Below are 19253 nucleotides of genomic sequence, written 5' to 3' on the forward strand. Positions count from 1 at the left end.
CACCAATTGATATTGCCTGTCAATTGGTTTTATAGAATGGAGTGTCAGCGGGATGAGCATAAAATCTTATTATAAAGGAGTAGAAAAACTATGGCATACGTAATAGGAGTTGACTGCGGTACAAGCGGTACCAAAACAGTCCTTTTTGACGAGAAGGGTACAGTGATAGCCTCCAAGACTATCGAGTACCCCATGTATCAGCCGAAGAACGGCTACGCAGAGCAGGAGCCCGCAGACTGGGCTAATGCTATGATAAACACCATTAAGGCTGTTATGGCACAGAGCGGTGTTAAGAAAGAGGACGTTAAGGGTATCGGTATATCAGGTCAGATGCACGGTCTGGTAATGCTGGATAAGGATAATAACGTGCTGAGAAAGTCCATCATCTGGTGCGACCAGCGTACCGAAAAGGAAGTTGCTTGGATGACCGAGAAAGTCGGCACCGAGAAGCTCATCCAGATAACCGCAAACCCCGCACTGACAGGCTGGACTGCCGCAAAGATACTCTGGGTGAAGAAAAACGAACCCGAGGTATACGAGAAAGTAGCACATATCCTGCTGCCTAAGGACTACCTGCGTTTCGTGCTGACACATGAGTATGCTACCGAAGTATCCGACGCATCAGGTATGCAGCTGCTGGATGTTCCCAACAGAAAGTGGTCTGATGAACTGCTGAGCGTTTTCGAGATAGATAAGAACTGGCTGGGCAAGGTATATGAGTCCTGCGAGGTAACAGGCAAGCTGACAAAGGCTATGGCTGATGAACTGGGTCTCTGCGAAGGCACAATAGTTGTGGGCGGTGCAGGCGATAATGCAGGCGCAGCAATAGGCACAGGCGTTTGCGAGGACGGCAAGGCTTTCACAACCATAGGTACATCGGGCGTTGTGTTCGCTCATACTTCCAATATCTCCATCGACCCCAAGGGCAGAGTTCACACCTGCTGTGCTGCTGTTCCCAATAGCTGGCACGTAATGGGTGTTACTCAGGGCGCTGGTCTGTCCCTGAAGTGGTTCAGAGATAACTTCTGCAATGCCGAAAAGGAAACTGCAAAGTATATGGGCGTTGATGAATACTACCTGATGGATAAGCAGGCTGAAAGCGTACCTGTGGGCGCTAACAGACTTCTCTATCTGCCTTACCTGATGGGCGAGAGAACACCTCACCTTGACCCCAACGCAAGAGGTGTATTCTTCGGACTTTCCGCAATGCACACCAAGAAAGAGATGCTCCGTGCCGTAATGGAGGGCGTATCCTATTCTCTGCGTGACTGCGTAGAAGTATTCCGTGAGATGAATATAAACGTATCCGACATGATGGCTTGCGGCGGCGGCGGAAGCTCACCGCTGTGGCGTTCAATGCTGGCAGACCTCTATAACTGCCCCGTAAAGACAGCTTCCTCCAAGGAAGGTCCTGCACTGGGCGTTGCACTGCTTTCAATGGTAGGCGCAGGCATCTACTCCAGCGTACCCGAGGCTTGTAAGGCAGTAGTACGTACCGATAAGGTACAGGAGCCCAACGGTGCAACAGTACCTGAGTATGAGAAGTTCTATCAGCTGTATCGCGAGATCTATCCTGCACTGAAAGCAGAGTTCTCCAAGCTGGCAAAGCTGTAATAACAAAAAAGCAATCTGGCGGAAACTGCCAAGGAAGAGAGCTTTTGGTCAAGCTTTTCGCGAAAAGCTTGCGGATGAGCACACAGTCAGCAAAGCTGACTGTTAGAGGCGGAGCCTCTCGGTCAAGGCACCAAAGCGACGCGACAAGAGTGCTTTAAATAGAACAGCAAACTGCCCGTCCTGTCAAACAGGCGCGGCAATAAAAGAATTTCAGAGCGTGGACAATCAAACAGTCTACGCTCTTTCTGTTTGCGTAAATATATTGCCGCGCCCGAAATCAACGGCGGAACGCTCGTTGATTTCTCGACCCGTAAGGGGCGACAAAACGTCCATCGCATTTCTTTGGATAAGAGTGCCGAATAAAATAAAATCGGGCTTTTCGGGTATAATAGGATATTTGCTGTGGTCGATAGCTTGCTAGTTTTCGCCCCTCGTCCCTCGGGTCGAGAAATCGGATTCGCTTCGCTGTCCGATTTCGGGCGCGGGCAATATTCACGCGGATAGTTTGTGCGGTGGCATACGTTTGCACACGCTCGTATCGTTTATTATTGCCCGCGCCCTATTTGGACGTTAGTTTGCTATGATATTACAGCACCATTGTCACGATGGTTTTGCGCCTTGATGCGAGGGCTCTGCCCTTAACAGTCAGCTTTGCTGACTGTGGCTCCCCGCAAGCCTTTCGCGAAAGGCTTGACCCAAAGCTCCCTTCGCGGCTCAGCTTTGTTTTGATCGCAGGTTTGCTGCCGCGGTCGTTCTTTCTTGTTTCATCTTCTGTTGACAACCTCGCCCCGATATGCTATATTTGGTGTAATAAAGGAGGCATCAAAATGGCAAAAGTAATATCATTGTGCGGGCTTATCTGCACAGGAAAAACAACCTATGCCCAAAAGCTCCGCAAAGAAATAAAAGCCGCGCTTCTCTCGGTAGATGAAATAACCTTAACGCTTTTTCATGACGATGTAGGCGAAATGCACGACACATACGTCGAAAGGGCAGAAAAATATATCTACGCAAAAGCAGTCGAACTCGCCGAAGTCGGCATAAACAGCGTACTTGATATCGGATTGTGGACAAGGGTAGAACGCGATGAGATACGAGCATACTTCGAGGAAAAAGGCATAGATTTCGAGATACACTATCTTACCGTTCCTAGTGAAGAATGGCACAGACGAATAGAAAAACGCAATGCGGATATCACCGCAGGAAAATGCCGGGCATATTACGTTGACAGCGGACTTGCTGAGAAATGTCTCGGCCTGTTTGAACCGCCGCAGGCTGACGAAGATATCTACAACGTGTGTGATAACTGAAAAGGAGACCAAATGGATATTATTTTCGATATCGGCAAAGTGCTGATAGATTTTGACTTTGAGGAATTTGTAAAAAGATACGTCGGCGAAGACAAAGCCCCCCGCGTAACAAAGGCAATGTGGGGCAATCCCGATTGGATAGAACTCGACAGGGGAGTGCTTCCCGTGGAACAGGTTCTCCGGAAATTCATCGACCAGGCCCCAGACTGCGAATGGGAGATCCGCCGCGTTTTCTCACAGCTCGGCAATATCCCTCAGCTGCGACCAACTACCATTCCTATGATAGAAGAGCTCAAACGCCTAGGTCACAGGGTATTTTATCTCTCGAACTATTTTGAGTTCCTCATGCACGCAGCACCCGAAGCCCTGAAATTCACGCGGTATATGGATGGCGGCATATTCTCCTGCAACGAAAAGATCGTAAAGCCCGACCCCGCCATATATGAGCTTATTTGCAAAAGATATGGTATCGCCAGGGAAAACGCTGTCTTCATCGATGATAGCCCGAAGAATGTCGCGGGTGCTGAAAATGTGGGAATAAGAGCTATACTCTACAAAAATCAGTCCCCGGATGAACTGTTTGCACAGATAGGTGTATAGGGCGGAAAGTCTGTGTAAATTCAGCAATAATCGGTCAGAAGAATGTGATATATGTCTTGCAAAAAAAGCGGGTTAATGGTACAATATCCTTAAATTTATCGGCATAAGGAGCTGACAATATGTTAAGGATAACTAATACAGAAAACGGCAAAGTTCGCGGACTTCCTGCCGCTGACCCTAGAATAACCTCATTTAAAGGCATACCATTCGCAGCGCCACCCGTGGGCGAAAACCGCTGGAGAGCACCTCAGTGCTGTGAAAACTGGGAAGGCACCCGCGATTGTTTTGAATTCGCCCCTATCTCGGTGCAGGATACCCCGGGTATCGGTGATGATATCTACTGCCGTGAATGGCACGTTGACCCCGAGATACCCATGAGCGAGGACTGCCTTTACCTGAATATATGGACTAATGCGAAAACAGGCGACGAGAAGATGCCCGTGCTGGTATGGTACTTCGGCGGAGGTTTTCAGTGGGGCTATACCGCTGAGATGGAGTTTGACGGCGAAAGGCTGGCAAGGCGCGGAATCGTTGTTGTTACCGTGAATTACAGACTTGGCGCTTTCGGATTTCTGGCACACCCCCAGCTTACGGCTGAACAGCCCGATGCCCCCTGCAATTTTGGTAGTCTCGACCAGCAGGCAGGTCTCAGATGGGTGCGCAGAAATATCGCTAATTTCGGCGGCGACCCTGATAATATCACTATTGCAGGACAGTCTGCAGGCGGCGGAAGCGTTTTGTCGCAGATGGCTTGCAAGGGCAACGCAGGGGATTTCCAGAAGGCTGTTGTCATGAGCGGTATGTTCAAAAGCCCTTATGTCAGAAACGATTTCTTTATCCCACGTTCTCTTGAAGATGCAGGAAAACTGGGTGTTGAACTGTTTGATGCCCTTGGCGTAAATACTCTTGAAGAGGCAAGAAAGCTCGATGCGCAGTTTATCCGCAGAACCTATTCCGACCTCAGGAATGAGACCAATGTAATGTTCACCATCGTCAATGACGGTTTTTTCTGCACAGGCGACCCCTTGGATCAGTTCTGTGACGGTACCCGCAACCGTGTACCTGTAATGGGCGGCAATACAGGTGACGAGTTCTTTGAATTCATACACGCCGAGAACGATGATGAACTGAAGTCGCTGGCGGCTAAGTATTTCGGCGATAAGGCAGATGACTTCCTTTCTCACCCCGAGGCTAATATACACTGCGAACAGGGCTATGCCCCTGTATCAGCCCCCGAGATCGGTGTCAAGACCGCATTCCTCGCTGAAAGCAGGATGGCTGATGCAAAGCCCTGCTACTATTACCGCTTTGTTCCCGATATCCCCGGTGATGACCACCCCGGTACTTTCCATTCTGTAGACCTCTGGTTCTTCTTTGAAACGCTGGCTAAGGATAACAGACCCTTTGAGGGCAGACATTATGATATCGCAAGGCAGATGTGCGACTACTGGGCTAATTTCATAAAAACAGGCGATCCCAACGGATACGATATAAACGGCAATAAGCTTCCCGAATGGAGACAATATACCGATGCCGACCGCGCCGAGATGGAGTTCACTCCCGATGGTGCAGTTGCAGGCGTTGAAAACAGCTCATTTACTAAATTTTTGCTTGACCATGTAAAATGAAGGAGGACATAATAATGAGCAAAAAACAGGCTTTTAATCCGTATCTTCCCAGCTGGGAGTACATTCCCGACGGCGAACCATATGTGTTCGGTGACAGGGTGTATGTGTACGGTTCACACGATTTCTGGAACGGCTATGTGTTTTGCATGGGCGACTACGTATGCTGGTCAGCCCCTGTAAATGACCTTGGCAACTGGAGATACGAGGGTGTTATCTACCCCCGCAACGCTGACCCTCTCAATAAGGACGGTCATATGTGCCTTTATGCCCCGGATGTTACCGTGGGTCCAGACGGCAGATACTATTTATATTATGTGCTTGACAAGGTGGGAGTAATGTCAGTTGCAGTATGTGACGAACCTGCTGGCAAGTACGAATTCTACGGATATGTCCACTACAAGGACGGCACAAAGCTGGGTGAACGCGAGGGTGACGAACCCCAGTTTGACCCCGGTGTTATAACCGAGGGCGATGTTACCTATATGTACAGCGGTTTCTGCGGTGCAGGGGACAAGTCCCGCACAGGCTCAAAGGTAGTTCCCCTTGATAAGGATATGCTCACTGTACTCACCGAGCCGAAACTTATCGCACCTGGCAGCTGTTACAGCGCCGGCACCCAGTGGGAGGGTCACGCATTTTTTGAAGCCTCCTCTATCCGCAAGGTAAACGGCAAGTACTATTTCGTATATTCTTCTGAAGTTATGCACGAACTCTGCTATGCAGTAAGCGATAACCCCTTGGAGGGCTTCAAGTACGGCGGAGTTCTCGTCAGCAATACCGACCTGCATATCGATACCTATAAGCCCGCCGATATGCCTACCTGCCGCGGCGCAAACAATCATGGCAGTATCATCGAGATAAACGGTGAGTGGTATATCTTCTATCACCGCCACACCAACGGCACATGGTTCTCACGTCAGGGCTGTGCCGAAAAGCTGACACTGAAAGAGGACGGCAGTTTCCCACAGGTAGAGATAACTTCCTGCGGACTCAACGGCGGACCTCTTGAGGGCAAGGGCGAGTATCCCGCTTATATCGCCTGCTGTCTGTTCACCGAAAAGAAAGAACTCTACATCGGCGACCTGAACTCTCCCCGCATAGTGCAGGACGGCAAGGACGGCGACGAGGAGATAGGCTATATTGCAAATATCTGTGATGGCACGAATATCGGCTTCAAGTATTTCGACTGCAAGGGCATTAAGAGAATCAGCATAGCCACCCGCGCATACGGTGACGGAACTTTCCGGATAAAGACCGCATGGGACGGCGAAGTGCTTGGCGAGATAAATGTTGTCGGCAATAATGTCTGGACGACATCAGGCACAGATGTTGCAATACCCGACGGCGTAAATGCAATCTGGCTGACCTACAAGGGCAGCGGCGGACCTCAGCTGAAGTCCATAACGCTGGAATAAGCCTTTATATTGTATGATTAACGCCCGAAGAAAATACGGGTGGTACTGATACAGAAGTTTTAAGCCATAGTATTTCTGACTTAAAGTCAGAAATACTATGGCGTTTTTTATTGACAATACAGCCGCGTTGTGTTAGAATTATTACAAACATAAACCAAACGGGATTTAGAGGTGAAAAGACATGAAAAACTGGAACGATCAAGCGGAACGTATCATGACTGAACGATTTGGAAAAGATACAGTTATTTCATTAGCAACTGTCGAAAATGGAATTCCTTATGTCAGATATGTGAATGCATATTATGAAAACCACTGCTTTTATACGATCACCTATGCTCTTTCCAATAAAATCAGGCAGATCGAAAAAAATCCCGTTATAGCTATTGCAGGTGAATGGTTTACTGCTCACGGACAGGGCACCGATCTTGGCTTTTTCGGAAAAGAAGAAAACATTGAAATTGCCGCAAAACTGAAAACAGCTTTTGCAGCGTGGATAGATAATGGGCACAATGATCTTAATGACCGAAACACAGTGATATTATGTGTAGAATTAACAGATGCTGTGTTATTGTCCCACGGAACAAGGTATGAGCTTAATTGACATATTCTGATCTGTCTTAGCAGCTATGAAATGTACAATGCCCCGAAGCACATTCAAATGCTTCGGGGTAAAACTTCTATATGGTATCCGTGGGCGTTTTGGATTTTTCTGAAACTTTTTTGCGGGCAGATAAGTCTATAAATACGAGAGGACAAATCCCCACGCGGAACAACTGCAAAAAAATTTTTTAGAGTGAAACTTTTGAGCAGACAGGTTCGTCTATTATTACGAGAGGGCAAAAGCCCCGCACCCGCATCTGAAAAAAATTTTTTCAGGATTGAAACTTTTTTGCAGGACAGTCCGTCTATTAAAGCGAGAGGGTAAAGTCCTCAAAGAAAGGAGGAGGTGAGAGCCGTGAGCGAGGAAAACGTCAGGGAACGCTTCGAGATGATATACAACAAGACCTATGACTACATATATAAATACCTTATCATCAAATCCGATTCCCGCGAAACTGCCGAGGATATCCTGCAAAGCGTCTATCTCAGCTTTTACAAGCGAATGCTGGCGGGTGAAAAGATACTCGACCCGAAGCACTACCTGTTGAGAAGCGCCAAGCACGGTCTGGCAGACCACTACTCATCAAAACGCATAACGGAAAGTCTTGATGACAGTATCGAGATAGTAGACGAAAAGGCGCTGGACAGTCTGGAGAACTACGACGGCTTTGCTTATGAAGAGATACTTCAAAGCCTGAAAGAATCGGACGAAGTCACTTACAGGATATTCCTTTTGCACTTCGGTCACGACTACACTATCGAGAAGACAGCAAAAACGCTGGGGCTGGCGGAATCCACGGTTAAATCAAAGATGTACCGTGCATTGAAAAAGCTCAGAAAACAACTAAAGGAGGGTGAGAGATATGCGGTTTTCGGAAGGGATAAAGAGATACGATGAAGAGACAAAGAAAAGGATATTCGATGAGATAATCGTAGCCGCAGAGAAAGACAGCGCGTCAGTAAACTCTCACGCAGACAACGAAAAAGCTGTCATAGCACAGCAGAATTTGGAGGACAACACTATGAAAAACATAGAAGAGAGAGCAAGGATAAGAAGCAGCAGAGGCGGTATGATAGCAGCAGCTTGTGCTGTACTGGTAGTCGGCGGAGGCATCTTCGCGGCAGGACACATGAACGGAGGCAGCAAAGGAACAGCTCCCGGCTCAGCGGGAACAACATCATCAGTCTATACAACAGATGCCGAAGATGAGGTATCGTCTGAGAGCACCGCAGAAAAAGATGAAGCTTCGACCGTGGATGAAACAGACAGTATGACGACCGATGATATAGATTATGACAGATGGGAAAAATGGCGCGAAGAAGCGGACGAGGATACTATCAGACTTGTAGACAGTTCCGACTTCATAGGTATGGTGCAGATCGAGGACATTCGGCAGGAAACAATAGACGGAGTAGAATATACTGATTATCAATGTGTGCTCGAGGATGAAGAAGGTCATTGCGGTTTGGTTTTCGCGCTCCGTGGAGATGAGCTGCCCACAAAGTTCGGTTTACTGGAGAAAACTTATGAGGGAGATCAAGTCCTTGCTAAGGGTGATAAGATCTTTGTGTTTGCAAAAAACGGCGTTCAGAACGGAATAGACGAATTTTGTTATGAACTGACCGATGATTATACGATGTTCAGATGGGACGATGAAGTTAAGAGGTACACCAATGTATACCGTCCGGGTCATATTATAACCGATACTTCCGAGGGTATATACGGCGATTATCTCTGGGGACTATATGAGATGGGTCTGGATAATTACTACAAGGGTATGCTGTGGGCAATGTGCAGCAGCAGAAATCTTGATGCAGCTAAAAACTGGTGCGCTTACTATGGTCTTCCATTTGAAATCGTTGTTGAATCCGGGCAGGATTTTAAAGAGGGTTCTTTGATCGGTATTTCATGGGCAAATACCGATCAAAACGGAATAACTGTTTCTGTAAGCGATGGTCTTAGCTTTATAGGCGAAAATGATAAGGGCGAAGAATCTCAGGTCGCGATCGAACTCAACGTAAGGGACAAAGGCACAACTATTAAGGAATTTGCAGACTACAACCTCGAACTGGGCGGACTTTTTTATGAAAAGGACGAAAACAACTACGGCGTGGTCATAGATGTTACCAAAAAGGACGGCAGTAAATTCTCTTACGAAGACTGGGCTGAAAATCACATGGATCTGGTCTACGGAGATCTTGATCCGATAATGTCGCTGACATATTCAAGCTATATGGATTCGGGACTAAGCTGGCTTGCAGACGACGGTTCAAAGATGAGAGTTGCTTGCGTATTCCATGCTAAGGCGGACTTTTCCTATGTGGACAGCAGTGTTCCCGTTACATTGCAGGTCAATAAAATAAGAAGAGAAAAGGGAGAAGAGGAAGAAGGCCTTTTCGAGGCGACATTCAATATAGATATAACCGATGTCAAGTGATCTTTTCAATATACAGACAGCAAAACGAAAAACGGAGCACCGCAGTGATGCAGTGCTCCGTTTTTATGTTATCCCGAGGTTATCCCGAGGGATGGCTATATGCACACAAAACAGACCCCGTGCAGGGCACAGGGTCTTTGTTATCAAAGTTATTCAGCGGTGACTATGAAATCAACCTCGCCGAAGCTGAACACTACAGGTATGCAGAAAGCAGGCTTTTCAAAGCTTATCTTCTTATCCTGAATGAACTGCTGTGGTGTCATGGTGAGTTCAGCGCCGCCCTCGTTGGACTGGTTTACTGCAAACAGACCGTTCACCACATTCAGGAACTCGCCCACGGTCTCGTTTTCAAAGCCCGTGATATCCCCGAAGTTCTCGCCTGCGAATCTCTTTGCAAACTCATAGTAAACGTCCTTGTCAGCGGTGATGCAGGTAACTGCATCGTAACTGCCAGTGATACGCTGTTCGATGAGATTCTCGGCATCGAATTCACGGATAACGATAGCTTCCAGCGGAGTGAAATCTGTATCGATGAATCTGATGATGTTCTTGAACATCATGGTAACGTAGTCAGTCAGCATTCTGGCGTTTGAAGCTTCTTCAAGGTGATAGAACTCTGTTACCAGCTTGCTCAGGCTCTCGTTCTTGCTGCCTTCAAGGTCGCTGTCCGTAAGCTCATTATCGGTCTTGTAATCATTTATAGCCTGTTCAAACTGGGCATTTGAAAGCACGCCGTTGTTCACAAGGGTCTGTCCGAGAAGCAGATATTCCGTGGGCTGCTGAGAAAGCAGCTTGTCAACCTGTTCTTCGGTCACATATCCAAGTTCAACAGCAAGGTCGCCGAAACGCTTATCAACGCTCTGCTGAGTGATATTAACGTGCTCGACCTGATCTGCGGTCATAAGTCCCGCATTTATAGCCAATACGCCAAGGCGCATTCTTGTATGCTTCTTATCCTCAAAAGCCTGGGTCAGATCTTCCGAAGTGACCAGCTTTTTATGGAGAAGATAGCCTCCGAAAAATTGAGCAAACAATCACAGCACCCCCTTAGCTGCGTTTTCAAGGATAGCTCTGGTATCTTCATCAGATATGGGTTTCTGAAGAAAATCCGCAGCACCTGCGCGTAAAGCCTCCTTTAAGTGCCCCTGAGTACCAACGCTTGAAGCCATAACGACCTTAGCATCGGGGTCAAATTCGATTATCTGCTTGAGAGCCTCGATACCTGTTATTCTGGGCATAATAATATCCATAAATACCACATCGGGCTTGTTTTCTTTGTATTTTGCAACAGCCTCTTCACCGTCAGCTGCTTCAAATACTTCGTTTATACCCAGTGCAGATATAGTCATGTTCATCTTTTTTCTTGCGAACATGGAGTCGTCGCAGATGAGGACTTTAAGATCTTGTATAACCATATTGTAATTCCTCCTTTATATATTTGTAAAGGCAGCAGATATCAGTAAACTTAATATTTTCATTATATACCAAATGAATGGTTCTTGATAAAATTTTTAAATGACATTTACTTTAAAATCATACCTACCTCGTCTTAATAATTCTAACATATTTCTCTGTAAAAATCAACCGTTTTTTAGGCTGTTTTAATAGTGATTATGCATAAATTTTAGTGAATATAATTTTGCCGGATACTACTTGACTTTCTTGACACTATATGATATAATATTATGGTCAATTAACACAGAAATACGCCGCTGTGGCGAAATTGGCAGACGCAGCAGACTCAAAATCCTATCAGCATTTTTTCAGGATTTGAGTTGCCAACGATTTGCTTAATCTCACAAACAGCGTGATTTCCGTGGAATTTGGTGTTCTTGGTAGAATGAACTTGTCAGTGTGTTCGATTTTTCTACCAAATTTCTACCATTTTTCCGTGGCTTTTCTGAAAAATGCGGTTTGATTCAAAATCCGCTTGTGGTTTTTGGCTCTTTTTGAATCCGCTTGTTTTTCTTAATCGCTCTAACGGCTAAACTATGAGGAAATTTGATGATTATGGTAGAAATGACTTGTTAGGGTTTTTAGTATTCTACCGTTTTTCTACCGAATTATCAATGACCTTTGAAAGTGGTCTTTCAGAAGAAAAAACTTAATAATGCCGATGTGGTGGAATGGCAGACACAGTAGACTCAAAATCTACCGCAGCAATGTGTGCGGGTTCAAGTCCCGCCATCGGCACCAAAAATCAATGTTGAATCGAGCTTTTGAGAAAAGGCTCGGTTCTTTTTTTATGCCAAGTGAAATACAGCTCAGTTTTTGCTGTCACCCGACAGGCTTGTGCCATTGTTGTTCTGAGCTTTATCTCCGCCTTCCTCCGAAGCATTGCAAGCTCCAAGAGCCTGAGCAATCGCATCAGCAGAGTCGAGCTTTGAATTGAACTCAAGATGACTGTAAAAGTCAGCAGTGACCTGGAAAGTGGAATGACCTAACCATTCCTGAATCGCTTTCATAGGAACACCACTTGCAAGCAAGAGACTTGCACAGGAATGTCTCAAATCATGAAAGCGGAGCTTCTTGAGCCGGTGTTTCCTGATCATACTTGCGAAGTGGTCAGTAACATATACAGGGGTAATCAGCTTTCCAAAGTTATCGGTGCAGATATAATCGTCATAATCATGACAGTAATCGTGCTTCATGATCTTGCCGAGGTACTCATTCTGCTCCTTCTTCTCTTTCAGAAGATCCCTGATAAACGGAATAAGCGGAAGCGTTCTATGACTTGCTCTCGTTTTAAGCTGATTGTGGAACTTCGTTACACGGCTTCCGTCATCGTCCTTCACCACATAAGCCTTCTCACGAATAGTGATAGTACCCTTTTCAAAGTCTATCGCATCCCATCTGAGACCGATGATCTCGCTGCGACGAAGCCCGTAGTAGGCTGCGATGAGTACAACGATTTCCATTCGATCGCCCCTGAAAGCATTGAACAGAAGTCCAAGTTCGTGTTCATTATAGAACATAGCTTCAAACTTCTCCATCTTTGGACGCTCAGTCTTTTCCGATTCATTCACTGTAATCAAGTCCATCTTTACCGCATATTTCAGCGCTTTATGGATATTTGCGTGATAGTGCTTGATCGTGTTAGCTGAAAGACCGCTTGCATACATATCATTGTAGAAACGCTGAAGCTCCATTGCTTTCAGCTCACTGAGCTTAATATCAGGAAATACTCTGTCGAAATAAGAGATGATACGGTGAGAAGTGTGTTCATATCCCTCAAACGTAGTCTCTGCGACCGTAGGTCTGATTGATTCGAGCCACACCTTGAAAAACTCCGTGAATGTGTATTCTGTCTTAGCTGTTTCAAGAGACTGTCCGTCCTCAGAAATCCTCATCTTTACGGTGTTTTCGTGTTTAACAACATTACCGCTGATGTATTCCTTATAGAAATTTGCTACAATCTCGTCAACCTTAGCTGACAGTTCCTTTTTCTTGCAGTTTTCAGGGAGATCAGTTCCCACCCATTTCCGCTTTCTTTTACCTTCATTGTCTTTGTAGTCGAAAACTACATAGTGTTTTCCGCCTTTTACAGCGGTGATGTACTTAAAGGGCAGACTTGCTTTCATTATTATTATCCTCCTTGCATTGTGAAAGCTGGTAGAAAGTCTGCATCAAGTTTTGGTTGGTAACACCATTATAGCGCGCATTGGCGGTATATTCAAGTGTTTTCAAAAGTCTTGTATGCGATTCTACTAACTTGTCATCACAACGCTTGTTATTCGCCCCTTTGTTGTGCGCATTGCAGAACGTAATTTATTACTTCAATCTTAGTTACCAGAATTTTCTTACAGCAATTCAGAGAATGAAGTTTACCGTCAGAGAATAGCTTATAGGTGTTTCTGATACCTAATCCAAGCATTTCACTTACGTCCTTGACTGTCACAACATCAGGATATTTACTAAAGAGCTTGTCATAAGCTTCATACTCAGTCATAAGCCAATCCTCCTTCTTTGTATTTCCCATAGGTTATAGCCTTGATGAATATTCAATTTTCAAGATACTTTGCCGTAAAACGGCTGTACATCGTCTATCCGTTATTTTTATGCCCGAAATTGATGTACTGTTGGCAGCTCCTACTCCGAGGAGAAGAAGCTCCCGACGGCACATCAGCCGTCGTTCAAAACAAGGAGGTGTGTGAAGCACCGTGGGCAGTATCCGTCCCGCCGCAGAACGGATACTCCCGACAGCGTTTCAGCTATCGTCCTGTTCGATCAATGGCAGGATACCTTCTTTCTTTAACTGCTCATATATAAATAGTCTGCCGCGCTGCGTCCATTGAGTATTGGGTTTGGCGATAGAATCGCCATTGCTGTCTAAGACGGTGAAAGTCTTTGATTGAACATAACCCCTGTCAGCATACTTCTGATAAAGAAGCCATACAGTCCCCATTTTATACTGTATGCCGTGTTCATGAAGCCATTTGTTCAGCCATACCGCAGATTTTCCGTAATCCTTTGCGATAGTGCTTATGGGCATTAGTCCTGCGGAGTTTAACACAACATCGTAATAATTGGCTTTCGGCTTCATTTCCTCTATCTGCTTTGCCTGAACAGCAGTTGTCTCGATCAGACTTCCGTTTTGCTGTTTTGCAAGTTCCAGTTTCTGGTCTGCGATCTGCAATGCTCTTGCCATAACCGCATCGGGACTGTTCCACTGACGTTCAAGGTTCAGGAAGTATTCACGGCAGCGTTTGCCGATCTCGGTACGCTGTATCATACAAAGTTCCTTTGCCATATCAATGGTCAGGATATGATCAATCTGTTTTTGTGGCATTTCTCTGCCATCTTCACGGATAACATTTTTGTGATCCGTGAAATAGTCTATGTTTTCGCCAAAACCATACTCACACATTCTTGGAAACCACATTGTATATGGTGTTTTCACAAGTAATGCCTGATACAGCTCCCGTCCGCTGACAGTAGGTTTATCATTATCGTATTTCACGGCTATTGTGATCTCATTCATATAGAACACCCTCTTTCTCTCTTGTCGGTGTTTTGTGTTTGAAAGTGAACTCCTGCATAATGTCGGGAACGGAAGTACGCCCCCGACGCAGGAGAACAGCGTATTGCTGTCTATTTGAAAATAGGAGAAATGGAACAATCATATTCAGAGATGTTTTAGGCAGAACCCAAGCAAAATCTCAGGCTCTCCCGACAGCATCTCTGCTGTCTCAGTGAAAGGAGTCAATTATGCTTAGAAAAGCAATTCATTCGGATCGGGCTTGTATGGGACGGTACAGCCTGAAAATGGACAAAAAAGCAGTGCCGTCCCGAAGCCCTTATATATAACCCTTCATAACGAAAGGAGGATCGAGAGCTTGTCAGTCCTTCGGGAATCATTCTGAACCAACGCCCTCTATATACCTAATGAGAAATTTGCGTTTTCGGGAAAGATTTTCACGATTTTTTTGCTGTCGAAAAGAAAAATCGTCAATGTAAACAAATCTTAGTTCATCTTTTCGTGCAAATCGTAATATTCTCTTAGCTTTACTTTGGCAAGTCCGATTCTGTACCTGATTTTATCTACGCTCATAGCATGAACCTCTGCTAAAGCAGCCAATGTCACCTTATCCTGGGCAAAGAAGTATTCGATCACAAGGACATACAGCTCAGGATATTCTATTTTCAGAAGCTGTAATGCTTTCGGCAGATACTCAAGTCTTTTGTGGTGCAGGCGTTCTTTCTCCTGTTCAAGTTCATACATAGGGAGTGAGGCAGGATCAGGGAAAAACTCAGCCACTTCATAAAAATCCAATGTCTGCACCCGATTCCTATACTCCCTGACGTTCTGGTTATATTCTTGTATCAGAAGCCTGTTATACTCATTTTCTATGGATGCAGGAACATCATCACCGAAGTGTTTGTAGAAGAACTTATTCATTACCGCTTGCCCTCCGTTTCAGAGGTGAGCTTTGTAAGCGGTCTTTCCTTGTTAGCGATCAGGCGATCATTGCAAAATGCCACAGTCAGACTATCATCATAATAGCAGCCGTCAAGATATTCTCTTATGATATAGCTCCTGACAGTATGCTCGACTATACCGTCACGCAGATGATGCCGCAGTCTTCCGAGCAAATATCTCTGCTTTACGGGTTTGAGCCTGAGCGCTATGCATATCGCACACAGATAATCTTCCTGATACCGTGCAGTTCCATTGCAGTAACGGGTGATTGTGGCTTTGGGGATTCCAGTAAGCCGAGACAGCTTATTCGTGCCGATCTTAGCTTCCTCCATATATCGGGATATTACAATCGGCAATGTGTCTTTCAACTGATCTGCGTATTTTGTTGTTCCAAAGACATCAAGCTCGTATCTTGCCAGTTCTTCACTTTCGGTGTCCGGTATTTCCTGTCGAACTTTGTATGTATACTCCATAAAACATCTCCGTCCTTTCCTGCCGGACGGAAATGTACAAATGAACACAGTACGACTGTCATTCGGCATAAACCGTCCGACAACCAAACATCACTCGTTCATTTGATTGAATCCTATTTAGTTTCCATACAGTGATCGAGTAACCCCTTGCGCAATAGGTTCACTATATGGACTGCACACCCTTGAACGTGCATACTACCATTATGAACCATAACGCGCGAAAAAGCAAGATATAGCGTCGTTTCAAGTGTTTCAGTACTGAAACACCCTGATTTTTGAAAACCGCCAATTTTCCAGAGGTTTTGAGCTTTTTGTCTTTTTCGTCCATCTGAACGATTATACTCCTAAAAGCACTGTATCTACGATGAAAATATGCAATCGGAATGCAACTGCAAGTGTTCCACGCATCACATATCTTTCATCTATCTATCACAATACACACACAAGAAAAGGCGGCCTGTTACTGCACAGACCGCCCTTATGCCGTTGAAGCCGCATACTACTTCTCAATTTTTGTAACAGCATAGATAATCCGCAAGGCAATCAATGCAGAGCGAGATCTATTATCATTGTCCAGTACACGTTTACCACCTCCCATAGACTTAGTATCTTTCGACCTGTCTGTATGGAACTGTCAATGATCGTACAAAAACCGAGCTGTATGCTTGTCTATCCTAATTATACCAAATCAGTTCGACAGAATTTCATGTTCTGGAAAGGTTTTGCCTAAAATTTTCATTATACCATTTCAGATAGACAAAATTTGTGCTTCTGCGGAATTCACCAAAAAGAAAAGAGCCATTGCTTATAGCAACAGCTCAGATAATCGCTTATATTTATAGTCGGTATTCCTTCACATATTCTCTCACATCAACACCGCTTTCCATGTACCTCAGCAGTATCTCCGCACAGGCATGACTATCGCTGTCTGCCTGGTGATGATCGAGAGCAATACCGTAGTGATCGCACATCACATTGAGGTTATGCTTCATATCCGGCAGAACACGCCTGCCGATCTGGACCGTACAAAGGTATTTTGCAGTCGGTTTCCAAGAGATACCATAATCACGCAGACACGCACGGAGAACACTCATATCGAACACAGCATTATGGGCAACGAGGATACCCTTGTTCATGATAGGCTCTATTTTCTTCCAAAGCTCTGCAAAGTTCGGAGCGCCCTTGACCTTATCCGCATCTATCCCCGTGAGCTGAGTGTTGAAGTAGTCAAAGTGAGTTTCGGGATCAACAAGAGAAAAGTAGTTCGCCACGATCTTGTTATCCTTGATTGCAGATATACCTATTGCACTCATTCGGTCATTTGCCCGATTGGGCGTTTCAACGTCAAAGACTATGTAGACTGCCATATCGTATCACTCCCAAGCAAAGCAGATTATAGGGTAATTATACCACACTGGAACGGAAAGGTCAATCGGCAGAAAAGAAAACAGCCGACATTGCTGCCGACTGCATTTCATTATGCTCCGATTCGCTCAAAGCTATTCAATACCTGTTTATCCGAGAACGATGACAGCTTACCGTCAGACCATTCTACGAACACATTGTCCATCTCGTCTATGTAAATGATCGTTGCCGTAGAGCCGACAGGATAATCGCTGGTGACACTTGCTGTCATCATGATCTTAGCCCCGACTGTAATTGCTTCCATCATAGTTATAACCTCCCGATTTTCACACTTGTTCTATTATACTACAACGGGATTTGAGTGTCAAGGGACAGATCAGATATTATGGGGTTGCACAAGAGTTGCTTGTGAGTTGCAGAAAAAGCCGTCAGAAAGTAGTTACTTCTCAAACTCAGGATAAGCTCCGAGTATTTTTCTGACCTCTCTCAGATAACCTTCTCTTACTCTTTCAGGAGACAGCAGCTCGATACCGTCCCCGTAGCTCAATGCCCACAGAAAGAATCTACGGTTTACACCGACATGAACTGTCATGATAACGCTCTCGTCCTTTTTGGAGTATGGGGAAATCGAAGCATAGTCACCAAAATGTTCAAGCATATCGTCAAGCAGAAACCGCTTTACTCTGAGCTTTACATATTCAAAGTATTCCGGCTCAAACATATCGGTCACAAAGCCCTCAGCCTTCTGTTCTTTCGGCAGACGTGTACGGGATACTTCACCGCCCTCAATATACCTCATACGGTCAACACGATAGATACGCCAACGCTCCTCAGCTTCATTATAGCATTTTAGGTAGATACGCTCCTTGAAGTAGATGACCTTAACAGGCAGGAGTTCACGCTTCTTCTTATAATACTTCATACACTTGTCGGTATCATATTTGCCGTACTCAAAATTGATTTTCCGGCGGTCAGCAATCAGGCGATGTATCAAGTCCAAGTTCTCAAGCAGATCGAGTGACGGTGAACATCTCTCATTGAGCGTGATCCTGCTGATGAGCTGCCTGATCTCCGCATCGGAACACATACCCTCAAACTTCTTTATCAGCTTTTTCTTCTGAGATGCTGTCAGAAACTTATTGATAGATACCGAATCAACAAGGAAACGTATCTCGTTAAAGGAGAATCCCTTGTCTATCAGAGCATAGTAAGCCGTGTTATGCTCACGGCTATATTTGACAATATGATTTCCTGCACTGGTGAGCCGATCAAGGTCACGGCGTATGGTCACATCATTCACCCTTGTCAGGTTGCAGGCATGAGCAAGATGTTCCTGTATCTCCTTGATGGATACTGCCTTGTTCTCATCGGTATATCTTGACAGATAGTCGAGTATATAAATAATTCTTTCCTGATCCACTGAAACCACCTCCGCATATAATCAAATGCCCCGTCCTGAATGTATGTCAGAACAGGGTGAATATCGACCGCAGACCTCGCTCCTCTGGATACACAGAGCGGCGAGGTTTCTTCATTATTATTTTATCATATCGGACGGGGTTCATCAATCAGATTCGGAATAAAGCATTACTATGTTCGGAAAGTAGTAGCATACGCCTTTATAATTGTAAACTTTCCGTGAACTTTTGCGTTTTTCTTTCCCGAAAATATCTTTTTCTTATTAGGTAAGTGAGGGGGCATTGCAGCCGAAGTCGCACAGCTCCAATTCCTCTAACAGAGAGAAGAAACCTAACAGAGCCGTAGGCTCATATTGACTTTGCCCCGACAGGGGCAAATCAAAGTTCGCAAGCACGGCATCTCCGCATTACAATTTTGAGAATTGAATACGGCGATGCACAGCTTGTCAGAGGGCTCTGCCCCTAAAACCCC

Annotated in this window: 19 protein-coding genes and 1 tRNA gene; 9 read left to right on the forward strand and 11 right to left on the reverse strand. The window is 45.4% G+C overall.

The annotated features are described in order from the left end of the window. Window positions 1–90: 90 nt before the first annotated feature. Window positions 91–1614 carry a xylulokinase gene (gene xylB / locus BM265_RS10545; protein WP_074961638.1) on the forward strand — a complete coding sequence of 508 codons (1524 nt, stop codon included), beginning with the start codon at window positions 91–93 and terminating at the stop codon, window positions 1612–1614. A 586-nt stretch (window positions 1615–2200) separates the two neighbouring features. Here the strand turns inward: xylB and BM265_RS10550 are convergent. Next, entirely contained in the window at window positions 2201–2395 is a 195-nt protein-coding gene (locus BM265_RS10550; protein ID WP_074961640.1) for a hypothetical protein, read from the reverse strand. Window positions 2396–2441: 46 nt separating this feature from the next. Between BM265_RS10550 and BM265_RS10555 the strand changes: the two genes are divergently transcribed. From BM265_RS10555 to BM265_RS10585, 7 genes are all read left to right on the forward strand, one after another. Next, a complete protein-coding gene (locus BM265_RS10555) occupies window positions 2442–2924 on the forward strand; it encodes a P-loop nucleotide/nucleoside kinase family protein (protein WP_074961642.1) in 483 nt (160 codons plus the stop codon). 12 nt (window positions 2925–2936) lie between these two features. Beyond that, window positions 2937–3524 carry an HAD family hydrolase gene (locus BM265_RS10560; protein ID WP_074961644.1) on the forward strand — a complete coding sequence of 196 codons (588 nt, stop codon included), beginning with the start codon at window positions 2937–2939 and terminating at the stop codon, window positions 3522–3524. Window positions 3525–3643: 119 nt separating this feature from the next. Then, the gene (locus tag BM265_RS10565; protein WP_074961646.1) at window positions 3644–5152 is read left to right on the forward strand and encodes a carboxylesterase/lipase family protein; all 1509 of its coding nucleotides are present in this window, start codon (window positions 3644–3646) and stop codon (window positions 5150–5152) included. Window positions 5153–5166: 14 nt separating this feature from the next. Next, on the forward strand, window positions 5167–6567 hold the full coding sequence (locus BM265_RS10570) for a family 43 glycosylhydrolase (RefSeq protein ID WP_074961649.1): 1401 nt from the start codon (window positions 5167–5169) through the stop codon (window positions 6565–6567). Between the two features lie 181 nt (window positions 6568–6748). Continuing rightward, entirely contained in the window at window positions 6749–7168 is a 420-nt protein-coding gene (locus BM265_RS10575) for a pyridoxamine 5'-phosphate oxidase family protein (RefSeq protein ID WP_074961650.1), read from the forward strand. A 354-nt stretch (window positions 7169–7522) separates the two neighbouring features. Continuing rightward, window positions 7523–8065, forward strand: a complete 543-nt coding sequence (locus BM265_RS10580; RefSeq protein ID WP_074961652.1) for an RNA polymerase sigma factor — start codon at window positions 7523–7525, stop codon at window positions 8063–8065. Further along, window positions 8031–9605 carry a hypothetical protein gene (locus BM265_RS10585; protein WP_074961654.1) on the forward strand — a complete coding sequence of 525 codons (1575 nt, stop codon included), beginning with the start codon at window positions 8031–8033 and terminating at the stop codon, window positions 9603–9605. The genes BM265_RS10580 and BM265_RS10585 overlap by 35 nt, the downstream gene beginning before the upstream one ends. Window positions 9606–9754: 149 nt before the next feature. Here BM265_RS10585 and BM265_RS10590 read toward each other — a convergent pair whose 3' ends face one another. Together BM265_RS10590 and BM265_RS10595 are read right to left on the reverse strand one after the other, a co-directional pair. Continuing rightward, window positions 9755–10639 (reverse strand): chemotaxis protein CheX, encoded by an 885-nt coding sequence (locus tag BM265_RS10590; RefSeq protein ID WP_074961656.1) that lies wholly within the window; start codon window positions 10637–10639, stop codon window positions 9755–9757. Next, window positions 10640–11020: a response regulator gene (locus BM265_RS10595; protein ID WP_074834032.1), complete on the reverse strand. Its 381-nt coding sequence runs from the start codon at window positions 11018–11020 to the stop codon at window positions 10640–10642. A gap of 697 nt (window positions 11021–11717) precedes the next feature. Here BM265_RS10595 and BM265_RS10600 point away from each other — a divergent pair. Continuing rightward, window positions 11718–11801: transfer RNA gene (locus BM265_RS10600), tRNA-Leu, on the forward strand. Between the two features lie 68 nt (window positions 11802–11869). Here the strand turns inward: BM265_RS10600 and BM265_RS10605 are convergent. The 8 genes from BM265_RS10605 to BM265_RS10640 form a co-directional block, all read right to left on the reverse strand. Then, the gene (locus BM265_RS10605) at window positions 11870–13186 is read right to left on the reverse strand and encodes a tyrosine-type recombinase/integrase (RefSeq protein WP_074961658.1); all 1317 of its coding nucleotides are present in this window, start codon (window positions 13184–13186) and stop codon (window positions 11870–11872) included. Between the two features lie 149 nt (window positions 13187–13335). Continuing rightward, entirely contained in the window at window positions 13336–13554 is a 219-nt protein-coding gene (locus BM265_RS10610) for a helix-turn-helix domain-containing protein (protein ID WP_074961659.1), read from the reverse strand. 258 nt (window positions 13555–13812) lie between these two features. Continuing rightward, window positions 13813–14586 carry a phage antirepressor KilAC domain-containing protein gene (locus BM265_RS10615; protein ID WP_074961661.1) on the reverse strand — a complete coding sequence of 258 codons (774 nt, stop codon included), beginning with the start codon at window positions 14584–14586 and terminating at the stop codon, window positions 13813–13815. Window positions 14587–15069: 483 nt separating this feature from the next. Continuing rightward, window positions 15070–15504: a hypothetical protein gene (locus tag BM265_RS10620; RefSeq protein WP_074961663.1), complete on the reverse strand. Its 435-nt coding sequence runs from the start codon at window positions 15502–15504 to the stop codon at window positions 15070–15072. Next, window positions 15504–15998, reverse strand: coding sequence for a helix-turn-helix domain-containing protein (locus tag BM265_RS10625; RefSeq protein WP_074961665.1), 495 nt, complete (start codon window positions 15996–15998; stop codon window positions 15504–15506). The genes BM265_RS10620 and BM265_RS10625 overlap by 1 nt, the downstream gene beginning before the upstream one ends. An 836-nt stretch (window positions 15999–16834) precedes the next feature. Next, the gene (locus tag BM265_RS10630) at window positions 16835–17365 is read right to left on the reverse strand and encodes a 3'-5' exonuclease (protein WP_074961667.1); all 531 of its coding nucleotides are present in this window, start codon (window positions 17363–17365) and stop codon (window positions 16835–16837) included. Between the two features lie 110 nt (window positions 17366–17475). After that, entirely contained in the window at window positions 17476–17670 is a 195-nt protein-coding gene (locus tag BM265_RS10635; RefSeq protein ID WP_081358428.1) for a hypothetical protein, read from the reverse strand. Between the two features lie 132 nt (window positions 17671–17802). Continuing rightward, window positions 17803–18783 (reverse strand): helix-turn-helix transcriptional regulator, encoded by a 981-nt coding sequence (locus BM265_RS10640; protein ID WP_074961669.1) that lies wholly within the window; start codon window positions 18781–18783, stop codon window positions 17803–17805. Window positions 18784–19253 lie beyond the last annotated feature (470 nt).

Source organism: Hominimerdicola alba, from assembly GCF_900112155.1.
In the GTDB taxonomy this organism is placed as follows: domain Bacteria; phylum Bacillota; class Clostridia; order Oscillospirales; family Ruminococcaceae; genus Hominimerdicola; species Hominimerdicola alba_D.